Source organism: Bacillus sp. ISL-46 (assembly GCF_018613205.1).
Genome location: NZ_JAGGQR010000011.1, coordinates 71,508 through 84,407, shown reverse-complemented (window position 1 = coordinate 84,407; position 12,900 = coordinate 71,508). Strand labels below are relative to the sequence as shown.

Below are 12,900 nucleotides of genomic sequence, written 5' to 3'. Positions count from 1 at the left end.
TTTATAGCACTAGGGGGGAAAAAATGATTAAACGGGGCTATATTATATTTCCTCTAATTTTTTTTATTATTGCAAGCGGTTGCAATCAACGGACGGAATATGAAATTGTTTATTCAAAGGGTGACGTAAAAAGTCCTCAGGAAAAGAGTGAAAAACGCCAGGTAACCATTGCCCTTGTCCCCAAGTTAATTAATATTCCTTATTTTAACGCAGTGGAAGAAGGAGCCGTTGAAGCCGGAGAAGAGCTTGGAGTTCATGTAATCTATAAAGGTCCCACTATGGCAGATGCCACGCAGCAAATCAATATTATTAACGATTTAATTAGCCAAAAAGTAGATGTCATTGCTGTCTCTGCAAATGACCCAGTCAAACTAGTGCCCGTGTTAAAAAAGGCGAGAAGTCATAATATAAAAGTGATTTCATGGGATGCAGATACTCACTCAAGTTCAAGGGAATTTTTCATTAATATGGTGAACCCTGAAACACTTGGAAGACATCTAATGGATACACTTGCATGGAATGTTAACGAAGAAGGTGACTTTGCAATTATCACAGGTGCGAATTCAGCTGCAAATTTAAATATGTGGTTAAATTGGATCAAAATCCAACAAAGCGAATATTATCCAAAAATGAAACTTGTAGAAGTCGTTGCATCAGATGACGATCCTCATAAAGCCTACCTATTAGCTAAAAAATTATTATCCACCTACCCAAATTTAAAAGGCATTATTGGAAACTCCTCGGTTGGCCCTCCAGCAGCATCACAGGCTGTTAAAGACTTAGGGAAAATAGGAAAGGTAGCAGTTGTAGGTTTATCACCTCCTAATCCAATGAATAAATATTTGAAAGAGGATTATGCACAAGTTGTGACATTATGGAGTCCAAAGAAGTTAGGATATCTTACTGTTGTACTAGCTGACAACCTTCTAGAAGGAACCCGCCCATATGACCGGCAGCAGATTCCACAAGTAGGGAAAATAAAAGTAATTGATGACATGGTAATTATGGGAGAACCGATTGACTTTACTAAGGAAAATGTGGATCAGTATGATTTTTAAATGGAAAAGGTTCAAAAATTCCCGTTTAATGACAAAGCTCATTATAACCTATACATTAATTACCGTGATTCCTGTATCACTCCTAGGTTACTTTGCCTATACGCAATATACGAGATCCATCGAAGAGCAGGTCGGTGAATATATCCCTAAGGTATTAGACCAAGCAAATGAGCGGATTGCAGATCAATTAAATGAAATAAAACAGCTCCCAGACCTTCTTTATAATTCTAGCCAGGTTATTGAGGTGCTTCGTAAAGACTCTTACCAAAACAATTCCTCCCTTTTACATGATAAATTTTATGTTAACAGCTATTTAACGAACACCTATATAAATGGGGGAAATTCAGATATCCTTGGAGTTTTTATTTTATCGAAAAACAGATTTTTTGAGAGTTCAAAAGATTCCTATACGGGCTTCGAAAAAAAGACATTACCGTTAGGACAGGATTTAGATTTAAAAGGTAAACAGGAAATTATTTTTCCAAGTCAAACAACATTGAAGTTTAAAAACAATCGACCTTTTATTTTGTTGATGAGTCAAATTACAGATACAGAAAACCGGATGAATTTAGGCACCATGTTTATTGCTGTTGATTTAAAGTTTATAAAAAATATTGTCGAAAATCTTGAAACCGTTAACAAATCAGATATTTGGTTAATGGATAAGAATGGGCAAATTATTTACCATTCAAAGCCACAATACATAGGCAAGGTTAATAAAGATTTGTTAAAGTATCCCCAAATCAATGGCAGTTTTCGTACTACTTCGGAAAAAGAGAGTAAACTTTTCAGTATTAGCAGGTCGGGCCCTGACCAATGGATCCTAGTCCACAGTGTGCTGTTGAAAAATCTTACCGGAAGAACTGATTTAGTACGAAATGCAACAATTGCAGTGTTTATCGTGGTTGTGTTATTAAGTCTATTATTTTCATTATTTCTAGCATGGAGTGTATCCAGACCCATCCATCGGTTATCGAAATTAATGAAAAAGGTGGAAAAAGGAAACTTTGATGTAGATTTTCCTATTGAGAGTTCGGATGAAGTTGGCATCCTTGCAAAAAGCTTTAATTCAATGGTTCTGGAAATCAAAGATTTAATCAAGCAGAATTATCAAATAAAATTACAGCAAAAAGAAGCAGAATTATATGCTCTTCAGTCGCAGATCAATCCGCATTTTATGTACAACACTCTGGAAACAATCGGAATGGCAGTAGAAGAAGATGAAGACGACACAGTTGTGGAAATGGTCTCACTGCTTGGTCGAATGTTAAGATACTCGATTAGTAATAAAGAAAAAATGGTAACAATTGAACAAGAGATTCAGCACACACGGGATTACTTAACGATTCAAAAAATTAGATTTGAAGATCGTATCGAATTTTCCATTCACGAAGAGATCGATATCAAAGAATATATAACCCCTAAATTTATTCTGCAGCCTATTGTAGAAAATGCTATTAAGCATGGCTTAGATCATCAAGGAGAATTTAAGATTGAAATTTTTATTACTGGTAGTGGTGACTCGCTAAAAGCAAAACAAAAAGCACTCTTTAAAATTAGGGATAATGGTCCTGGGATTCCTGAAGACATCTTATCCGAACTCAATCAATATCTTCAGTCAGATCCAATGGGGAAAAGGGATTCCAAATTTGGTTTAATCAATGTTCATGGAAGATTAATTATGATGTTTGGGGATCAATATGGGCTACAGGTAAAAAGTGAGATACATAAGGGAACAGAGGTTACTATTTCAATTCCTTTATTGAAAAACGAAATGCTTGCAGTAGATATGGACGGAGATGGGGAGATTGGAAACTAGGAAAATAAAGACGATCGTGGTCGATGATGAAAATCGAATTAGGCGAGGAATTGAGAGATTAATATTATCATGTGGTGAGGAATATGAAGTTGTGGGTAGTTTTAAAAGCGCCATCGAATTAATCAAAAGTTTTCAAAAAGAAAGCATAGGTTTTGATTTACTGTTTACCGATATAAAAATGCCAGGCATGGATGGGCTAGAATTAATAAAAGAATTAAGAAATTGGTCTTCATTCGAAGCAGTTGTGATTAGTGGATTTAATGATTTCAAGTACTTGCAAACGGCAATTCGTGAAGGTGCAATTGATTATATGGTAAAACCACTAATGCGAGATGAATTCCGGGTGCAGTTAAACAAGATTAAAGAGAAAATTAATCTAAAGTGGGAAGACGAAGAGAAGTTGGAAGAGATGGATACCCAACTCAACTTTGTAAAGCAAGTTCAAAGGTTGAGTGAATTAACTAGAGGACAAGATATTGACCTCTCAGAAATGGAGTGGACGAAGGAATTTCCGTTTGGTTCCTACTATCTTTTATGTATCTCAAAAGATCATGTAGTAACTGTAAAACAAGATGCTTTACTTGAAAATTGGACTAAAATTGTTGAAACTGAGATAAACTCCATTTTATCAAAATATTATAAAGGAACTACAACTCGTTTTTGGAACTGGAAGGGTGAAGAATTATCTTCTTGGGTGTTAATTCAGAATGACCGGGCCGAAGAATTGCACGAAAACTTAATTGCTGAGAAGCTGAGGTCAAAAATAAAATACGACTATCAGCAATCCGCAACCATTGCCATTAGCAGAGTGTTTCATGATGTGGCATTACTTCCCAATATGCGGGATGAACTTTTATCCTTACTTCAATTCCGTTTAGTTTTTGGAGGAAATCAAATCTATACCTTTTCATTCATGGAGAAGAACTTACCTAATAAGGATATGATAAAGGAGTCAAAAGAGTTAGATATTACGATCAACAGGCTATTACAAGCTCTTGAACGTTTTCAAAAGGAGGAGGCATTTGGGCTTTTACATCAGTTTCTAAAGGAGTTAGAAAAGCTAGCTTCGCCGCAAGAAATTGAAAGGAATATCCAATCGATGTCTATCCAGACAGTAAATTTTCTACTGAAGAATGCACAGGCAAAGGATGATATTCCCTTAATCCAAGATGGACTCCAACTAACAAAAAAATCACCGAGTTTTCAAGAATTAAAGGTTAATATTAAAGACTGGATGCAAAAAGTTTTTAAAATACTGGAAAAAGTGAACCAACGTGATGTACCTGACCCTGTTGCAACAGCAAAGAAATGGATACTAGACAATTTAGGTGAGAGTATTACCATCGATAAAATTGCTAAAGCGATCCATATGAATCCCACCTATTTTTGTGAGTACTTCAAAAATCAAACAGGGGAAACAATTCTGGATTATGTTACAAAAACCAGAATCGAAAAAGCTAAAGAACTGCTTATCTCAACCGAACTAAAAATTTATGACATATCACAGTTAGTAGGTTATTCCGATACCAAATATTTTAGTAAACTATTTAAAAAGTATTTTGGAGATGTACCTTCAAAATTTAAGGAAAAAGCAAAATATAACTTCTAACCTCCTATCTGGAGGTTTTTTTAATTTTCAGTATATTACCGAGGATTGACCCCCTAACCCGAAAGTTATCTCCTTTTCGAAGGAAAGGAGAATGAGTAATCTATATGTAAGCGGATTCAAATAATAATATCAAATGCTAAAAGATCAAAAGTATTAGGATGAATAATCTTAATGGATAAAAGCAATTGTTAGGGGTGAAAAAATGTCCGAATTTGTACTCGAATTAAGAGGGATTACCAAAACCTTTCCAGGGGTCAAGGCTCTCGACAATGTTCATTTTCAACTTAAACCAGGAGAAATCCATGCTCTTATGGGAGAAAACGGGGCGGGAAAATCTACCTTTATTAAGGTAATCACTGGTGTTCATCAACCGGATGAAGGGGAAATGTACCTAAACGGTCAAAAGGTAGAGTTTCGAAATCCAAAGGAATCCAAAAGCATGGGGATTGCTGCCATCTATCAGCATGTTACTTGTTTTCCAGATTTAAATGTTACGGAGAATATTTTTATGGGACATGAGAAACTCCAAAAAGAAACTAGAAGAATCCTGTGGAAAGAAATGCATGCGGAGGCAAATAAGCTATTAAAGGAACTTGGAGCAAACTTTGATGCAAAAGCGCTAATGGGGACTCTTAGTGTGGCCGAACAGCAAATTGTAGAGATTGCCAAGGCACTTTCAACAAACGCAAAAATCATCATCATGGATGAACCCACTGCCGCCTTAACCAGGAATGAAAGTGAAGAACTGTATCGGATTACAGAAAAGCTTAGAGATAGTGGGACTTCCGTGATTTTTATCTCACACCGATTTGAAGATATGTACCGGTTAGCTAGCAAAGTGACGGTTTTCCGAGATTCGAAATACATTGGGTCTTGGGGAGTCCATGATATATCTAATGAAGATCTTATTGTGGCTATGGTTGGGCGGGAGATCAAGCAGCTATTTCCTAAAACCGAAGCCGTAATTGGGGAAGAAGTTTTAAGTGTAGAGAATCTGGGGAAAACAGGATTTTTTGCAGGGGTTTCTTTTAAACTTCAAAAAGGGGAAATTTTAGGTCTTACCGGTCTAGTAGGTGCCGGTAGAAGTGAGGTATGTCAGGCTTTATTTGGAATAGAACCCGCAGATAAAGGAAAGATCCTGATAAAAGGAAAAGAAACAAAGATTACGAATCCATTGCAGGCAATGAAACAAGGAATTGGCTATTTGCCGGAAGACCGGCAACAACAGGGACTCATTCTTTCTTGGGGCATCGATAAGAATATTACACTGCCTTCATTAGACCGTTTATCAAGTAAAGGCTGGTTAAATAAGAAGAAAGAAGAAGCGATTGCCAGCAGTCTTTCTAAAAAAGTAAGTGTAAAGACACCAAGTATCTATAACCTTGTCAGTTCGCTATCGGGTGGAAATCAACAAAAGGTAGCTGTAGCAAAACTATTAACTTCTGATTTGGATATTATCATCCTTGATGAACCAACCAAAGGGGTTGATGTTGGGGCAAAATCAGCTATCTATGAAATTATCAGTGACCTTGCATGTCAGGGATATGGAGTGATTATGGTTTCCTCCGAAATGCCGGAAGTACTTAGTATGAGTGACAGAATACTTGTGATGCGAGAGGGAAGAATTACAGCTGAAATCGAAGGGAAGAAAGCAACACAAGAAGCAATTTTAGAAGCCGCGATGATGAATAAAGAGAACAACGTTATCAGTGACTCGCGAGAAGCATCAGGTCTATAAAGGAGGGGGGAGATGAGAAATGGCGGAAAAAGTAACAGAAAAGGTGTCACTTAGTGCGAGTATTGCTCGTTTTCGGGAAGTTGGATTACTAGGATTTATTATCCTTTTGTCAATCGTTGTTCAATTAAGGAATTCAAGTTTTTTAACACTTGAAAATCTTAACGATATGATTACCAATACGGCAATCTTAAGTATTCTTGCGATTGGTATGATGCTTGTTATCATTACAGGGGGAATTGACCTCTCGATTGGGGCCACGCTGGCATTGTCAGGAATGATCGCAGCGCTGACAGTAGGCGCGTATCCAAACCTAAACCCCTTTTTGGCCATTCTATTAGGAATTCTCGTAGGTGTTGTAAGCGGGGGGATTCTCGGAGTGATTATTTCCAAAGGGGGAGTATTACCTATAATTGCAACCTTAGGGATGATGTACATTTTTAGAGGCTTAACCTTTATGGTGAGCGGTGGTAAATGGGTGAGTGCCCATCAAATGCCAGCAAGCTTCAAAGGAATTGCAACAGGATCTTTCCTAGGGATTAATAATTTAATCTTAATCGCAGTCATTACGTATCTGATCTTCTTTTATTTTATTAATCATACGAGAACAGGAAGACAAATTTACGCAGTCGGAAGTAATCCTGATTCCGCAAAGATTAGCGGTATTAATCATGATCGGATCATTTGGCTTGTATACACGTTGATGGGTGGATTATCAGGTCTTGCTGGTGTTTTATGGGTTTCGAAATTCGCTTCCGCTCAAGGCGATACCGCCTCAGGCTATGAATTAACCGTTATTGCAGCATGTGTACTTGGAGGCGTGAATATTGCGGGAGGCTCTGGAAAGATCTCTGGACTTATTTTAGGATCCGTACTCATTGGTATCTTGAACAATGCTCTTCCACTCATAAATGTTTCACCATTCTGGCAAATGGGGATTCAAGGTTCCATTATCCTGATTGCGGTGGTATTAAATGCTCTTGTAAAAAGAGGAGTAGATTTAAATGCCCTCATGAGGAGGAAAATCTAACTATGAAAAATCTAAACAAAAAGAGTTTCTCGTTGAAGTCATTTTTCCTTCAATGGGAATGGCTGCTCGTCTTGCTATTCATACTAGTGAACATAATAAATACCAGTTTATCACCATACTATCTTGACTTTAATAGTTTACGAGATGCAACGATGACATTCCTTGATAAGGCATTCATGGTATTTCCAATGGTATTAATTATCATTCTTCGCGATATTGATATTTCTGTTGCTTCCATTGTAGCCCTTGCCTCCGTCATTATGGCGCACCTGTATACATTAGGGGTTCCTATGGAACTTGCTGTAGTCATTTGTCTTGCCGTAGGTGCCATCTGCGGCTTAATCAATGGTCTGCTTATTGTGAAATTTAAGGAATTATCTGCGGTTATTGTTACCCTGTCTACCATGATTATTTACCGGGGGATTGCTTATATCATCCTTGAGGATCAATCGGCGGGATCATTCCCAGAATGGTTTGGTTTTCTTGGATGGGGATATGTTTTTGGAATTCCATTTATCCTGATTGCTTTCCTTGTCCTAGCCGTAATATTTGGCCTTTTGTTACACAAAACAACCTTTGGTAGGAGGGTTTACGCGATCGGGAACAACCCGACTGCTGCCCGATTTTCTGGAGTACAGGTTGATAAAATTAAAATTATTGTGTTTACACTAGCAGGATTAATGGCTGCAATTACAGCACTGTTTTTAACTTCAAGAATGGGGAGCACTAGACCTAATATCGCTACAGGGTATGAACTTGATGTGATTGCTATGGTAGTTTTAGGCGGAATCAGTACGGCGGGTGGTAAAGGAAGAATGATTGGTGCGGTTATCGCAGTATTCTTAATAGGTTTCCTTCGTAATGGTCTTGGACTAATCAATATGCCTGCACAGGTACTGATGATTATTATTGGCCTTCTCCTAATTATTGCTGTTATGGTTCCTAACCTTAAGCCCAAAGTCAAGCTAAAAACCAAAGCAGTTAAGAGTCAATCAAAACAAATAGCTGGATAATCTTTCATTGTTACAAATCAGTCTTTGACTGTTTATGTAAAAAAATAAACGAAAAAGGGGATCAACTCTATGAAAAAGTACGCTATGATATTTCTTTCGATTTTCATTGTATTTTCAGTATTAGCAGCCTGTAGCCAATCTGCTCCAAGCAGCAGCGGGGGAAAAGCGGAAGGTTCTAAAGATGGTAAGAAGAGATTTGCAATTGTTTTTAAAAACACGGGGAATCCATATGGTGAAAAGCAGATGGAAGGGTTTAAAAATGCGATTGAAGAGCTTGGCCATGAAGCCATCTTAAAAGCACCAGACCAGCCTACCGCTGAAGCACAAATTCAAATGATTGAGGAACTTATTTCACAAAAAGTAGACAGTATTGCCATTGTGGGTAATGATCCGGATGCACTCCAGCCTGCATTGAAAAAGGCAATGGACCAAGGGATTAAGGTGCTGTCACTAGATTCCGCTGTTAATGCAAAGAGCCGAATGGTGCACGTAAACCAGGCTGATCCAGAAAGAATCGGCCGCGTACAAATTCAGGCAATCTCTGAAATGATTGGCGGCAAAGGACAAATTGCTGTATTAAGTGCTACTTCACAGGCTACAAATCAAAATACATGGATTGAATGGATGAAAAAAGAATTAGAAGACCCTAAATACAAAGACATTGAACTTGTCAAAGTAGCTTATGGTGATGATTTAAGAGACAAGAGTGTGTCTGAAACAGAGGCACTATTAAAATCTTATCCAAACCTTAAAGGCATTATTGCCCCTACTACGGTTGGAATTGCTGCCGCAGGTAAAGTATTAACAGATAAGGGATTGAAAGGCAAAGTAAAACTAACAGGACTTGGGTTGCCAAGTGAAATGGCTGAGTATATTGAAAGCGGTGTCTGTGATTGGATGTACCTATGGAATCCAATTGATGTAGGGTATCTTGCAGGCTACACGGCGGATGCACTTGTAAGCGGCAAAATCACAGGTAAGGTCGGAGATAAATTCTCTGCAGGAGATATTGGTGACAAAGAAGTAGTTCAAGATGGAGACGGCACACAAATCATGCTTGGCGATCCATTCAAATTTGATTCAAGCAACATCGCTGAGTGGAAGGAAGTTTACTAAAATTTCAATAAACTATGAACTTAAGAAAAGCCTGGAGATTGATTGAATACTGCAGGCTTTTCCTTTGAGTTATAAAATTTGGAATTAATTTAACATATTCTTTTCTAGTTTTTTATAAAATGATGCAGCTCAGTTACAAAAACTGTTTTGTATATAACCTTAAAAGAAGGGGGCTAAAAAGCAAATTCATTATTGTATAGGGAAAAGGGTATGCCAAAAGGGAATCGTAAAATAAGGAGGAGACTATGAAAAAAAGTAAAGTTACAGTTTCAAAGCGAATTGCTATTAATATTACCATGGCTATGACTCTATTAATTCCTAGTGTCATTAGTACAGGTCTTCCGGTTCGAGCAAAAGAGTCTGGTGTATCAGCATCGCAAGAAATCGAAACAAGGTTAGCAGATTTAAAAGTAGAATATAGAAGTAATCCACTTGGAATTGATTCTGAAAAACCTCGCTTCAGCTGGGAGATGGTTTCAAGTCTTCGTGGTCAAAAACAAACGGCCTATCAATTGATAGTTGCGACCAGCCCGGAAAAGCTTACACCAAATGCAGCAGATGTATGGAATAGCGGCAAAGTCGTATCTGATAAATCTGTTGCGGTAGAATATGGAGGCAGCCCTTTTAAAGCTTCCACTCGTTATTACTGGACAGTTGTTGTCTGGGACAAAGATGGCAAGCAAATCGAGACGAATTCCACCTATTTTGAAACCGGCCTTTTAAGTACGAACGGTGTCGCAGGATGGGACGAAGCTAAATGGATTTCCATAGATAGCTCGGAAAAGAAGGGCGCTCCAATGTTACGTAAAGAAACGCCATTAAAAGGTGAGGTTAAGAGCGCTCGTTTATATATCTCGTCATTAGGTGTGTTTGATGCCTATCTTAACGGGGAAAAATTAGGGATTGTTAATCCGGACGGCAGCAAAAGTTACGAGTTACTGGCACCCGGTTGGACTGCTTATCATAAAAATATTAATTACATGACTTATGATGTATCAAGTTATCTACAAGGCAAGGACCATGTCACTTTAGCAGCTGTGCTCGGTAACGGATGGTACAACAGCCGCATATCAAGTAGTGCAGAATATTATAGTTCAACAGGGAATGATTTGGCACTGCTAGCCAAAATGCTTATTACTTACAAAGATGGTTCCACCCAGACAATTGTCACAGATACTACTTCAGGCTGGAAAGCTTCTAATAATAGCCCTTATGTAGCTAACGACATCTATGACGGTGAAAACTATGATGCAACAAAAGAAATTTCCAACTGGAATAAAAATGGTTTCGATGACTCAAATTGGAGTGGCGTAAAAGAACACATTTATAAACAAAAATACCCAACTGCAACAGTAACCTCTTATAACGGTAAGACTGCGCAAATTGTAGACAGCCTGGATCAAAAACCGATTTCCATTACAACAACAACAGGAGTAATTAATCAAGAATCGAGCAAAAATGGTAAAGGAGAAGTTCAAGTAGATCTTTCCAGAACCATTAATGATAGTGATACGGCAAAGAATTCTAAGCTGAATATTTCCTCCGGTGATACGGCACTCTATGATCTTGGTCAAAACATGGTGGGTGTTCCCCGTATTACGATAAAGGGAAAAGCAGGTACACAAATAAAATTGCGTTTTGCTGAGATGTTGAATGATGACAGCAAAGGAGCAGACGGCCCGAAAGGTTCAATCTATCAGGCGAATCTCCGTTCAGCAAAGGCCTCTGCCTTCTATACGTTGAAAGGAAATGAAGAAGGTGAAACCTATCAGCCTTCCTTGACATTCTTTGGCTTTAGATATGTGGAGGTAAGCGTAGTGACGCCTAGCGCTTCTGTGGAAGTTCAAAAAGTAACTGGTAAGGTAGCAACATCCGCAGTTGATGTAACAGGTAAAATTGAGACATCCGATAAAGATGTTAACCAGCTGATAAGTAACATTCAATGGGGGCAACGCGGTAACTATTTATGGATACCTACAGACTGCCCTCAAAGAGATGAGCGTTCTGGCTGGCTGGGAGATGCCCAATTATTTGCGAAAACAGGCTTCTTCAATATGGATACTTATAACTTCATGGAAAACTTTGCGGATAATATTGTTGCTAATCAATATGATAACGGTTCAGTTCCGGTAACCATACCACGTACACGGTATAGCAGATCTCAAAATCCAGACTCAGGGTGGTCAGACGCTGGGGTAATTATCCCTTGGACTCATTGGCAAATGACCGGAGATACCACGGTAATAAAAAAGGTATATCCAAGCATGGAGAAATACATGAATTTGATATACCAAAAGACAGGCGACACTTATCGCGGCCCGGGCAGTTTTTACGGGGATTGGTTATCGTTCCAAAGGGCTAATGTCAATGGTATTTCAGGAGCAAATCAAATCCTAATAAGCGATGCATATTACGCCTATGACGCCAAGCTAATGGCACAAATGGCACGGGCCTTAGGCAATTCAGTAGATGCGGAAAAATATGAAACACTGTTTACCAATATTAAGAAAGCCTTTATCAAAAACTATATTGTAATGGATAGCAACGATGGAAGTCTTACATTGTTATCCGGTAGTAGAACGCCGACAGATGGGGAGAATAATGCACAAACTTCATTGTTATGGGCTTTAAAGCTTGGTCTGTATGATAATGACAATCAGAAACAACAAATGATCGATTTGTTGGTGAAAAATATTCGAAATGATGCTGAGTACAAGGCAGCAAACCCTACAAGTGCAAGGGTAAACTATGCAGAAAATACATTATCCGTTGGGTTTTTAGGAATCAATGTGTTAGCACCTGTGTTAAGTGACGTCGGACAATCCGATCTTGCTTATACACTGCTTTTACAAGATAAAATGCCGTCTTGGCTCTATTCAGTTAAAAATGGTGCTACAACAATTTGGGAACGGTGGAACTCGTACTCCAAAGAAGATGGTTTTGGTCCAGCTAGTATGAATTCCTTTAATCACTTTTCATACGGTGCCATTGGTGAATGGATGTATAGTGACATGCTTGGTATTTCCAATGATCCAGCAAGTCCTGGTTTCAAGCATATCATTCTTAAGCCTACTATTGACAATGATAAGCGGATCACAACTTCAAAAGGTTCATTTGAGTCATTGTACGGTAAGATCGAAAGTGGCTGGGAAGTTAAAAATGGTACTTTAACATATAAAGCGACTGTCCCTGCAAATACTACAGCTACTGTCTATATTCCGACAAACAATGTTAATACCATTAAGGAAAGCGGACAGCCAATGGCTAAGGCAAACGGGGTTAAGTTTATCGAGTTTAAAAATGGCAAGGCAGTTTATGAACTTAAATCCGGAAGTTATGAATTCCGTTCAATTATTGCAGGTTCTAAACCAGAATAGAAAGAATAATTAGCAGGAAAGCTTGCAGATGGTCAACCGTCTGTAGGCTTTTTTTATCATAAAGTGCAAATAAGGACAATAAATTGGTCGAATTACGTTATAGGAAAATCGTATTTTTCTAGTAAGATAGAGATATCAGAAAG

The 12,900-nt window shown here is 38.2% G+C and carries 8 protein-coding genes; all 8 read left to right on the top strand.

Annotated features, from left to right (window positions below):
• Window positions 1-23 precede the first annotated feature (23 nt).
• The 8 genes from J7E67_RS05480 (at window position 24) to J7E67_RS05445 (ending at window position 12,757) form a co-directional block, all read left to right on the top strand.
• Window positions 24-1,058, top strand: coding sequence for an autoinducer 2 ABC transporter substrate-binding protein (locus tag J7E67_RS05480; RefSeq protein ID WP_214731169.1), 1,035 nt, complete (start codon window positions 24-26; stop codon window positions 1,056-1,058).
• Window positions 1,048-2,877 (top strand): cache domain-containing sensor histidine kinase, encoded by a 1,830-nt coding sequence (locus J7E67_RS05475; protein WP_214731168.1) that lies wholly within the window; start codon window positions 1,048-1,050, stop codon window positions 2,875-2,877. Before J7E67_RS05480 ends, J7E67_RS05475 begins: the two co-directional genes overlap by 11 nt.
• Window positions 2,867-4,486, top strand: coding sequence for a response regulator transcription factor (locus J7E67_RS05470; RefSeq protein ID WP_214731167.1), 1,620 nt, complete (start codon window positions 2,867-2,869; stop codon window positions 4,484-4,486). Before J7E67_RS05475 ends, J7E67_RS05470 begins: the two co-directional genes overlap by 11 nt.
• Window positions 4,487-4,688: 202 nt before the next feature.
• Entirely contained in the window at window positions 4,689-6,224 is a 1,536-nt protein-coding gene (locus tag J7E67_RS05465) for a sugar ABC transporter ATP-binding protein (protein ID WP_214731166.1), read from the top strand.
• 19 nt (window positions 6,225-6,243) lie between these two features.
• On the top strand, window positions 6,244-7,251 hold the full coding sequence (locus tag J7E67_RS05460; protein ID WP_214731165.1) for an ABC transporter permease: 1,008 nt from the start codon (window positions 6,244-6,246) through the stop codon (window positions 7,249-7,251).
• Between the two features lie 2 nt (window positions 7,252-7,253).
• Window positions 7,254-8,264, top strand: a complete 1,011-nt coding sequence (locus J7E67_RS05455) for an ABC transporter permease (RefSeq protein ID WP_214731163.1) — start codon at window positions 7,254-7,256, stop codon at window positions 8,262-8,264.
• 69 nt (window positions 8,265-8,333) lie between these two features.
• Complete coding sequence (gene rhaS, locus J7E67_RS05450) at window positions 8,334-9,380, top strand: rhamnose ABC transporter substrate-binding protein (RefSeq protein WP_214731160.1); 1,047 nt, start codon at window positions 8,334-8,336, stop codon at window positions 9,378-9,380.
• A 245-nt stretch (window positions 9,381-9,625) separates the two neighbouring features.
• Entirely contained in the window at window positions 9,626-12,757 is a 3,132-nt protein-coding gene (locus J7E67_RS05445; protein WP_251026581.1) for a family 78 glycoside hydrolase catalytic domain, read from the top strand.
• Window positions 12,758-12,900 lie beyond the last annotated feature (143 nt).

Bases quoted from the DNA above. Each gene is read 5' to 3' on its own strand.
- J7E67_RS05445 (WP_251026581.1), top strand. From the start codon at position 9,626: ATGAAAAAAAGTAAAGTTACAGTTTCAAAGCGAATTGCTATTAATATT.
- rhaS (WP_214731160.1), top strand. From the start codon at position 8,334: ATGAAAAAGTACGCTATGATATTTCTTTCGATTTTCATTGTATTTTCA.
- J7E67_RS05460 (WP_214731165.1), top strand. From the start codon at position 6,244: ATGGCGGAAAAAGTAACAGAAAAGGTGTCACTTAGTGCGAGTATTGCT.
- J7E67_RS05480 (WP_214731169.1), top strand. From the start codon at position 24: ATGATTAAACGGGGCTATATTATATTTCCTCTAATTTTTTTTATTATT.
- J7E67_RS05475 (WP_214731168.1), top strand. From the start codon at position 1,048: ATGATTTTTAAATGGAAAAGGTTCAAAAATTCCCGTTTAATGACAAAG.
- J7E67_RS05455 (WP_214731163.1), top strand. From the start codon at position 7,254: ATGAAAAATCTAAACAAAAAGAGTTTCTCGTTGAAGTCATTTTTCCTT.
- J7E67_RS05465 (WP_214731166.1), top strand. From the start codon at position 4,689: ATGTCCGAATTTGTACTCGAATTAAGAGGGATTACCAAAACCTTTCCA.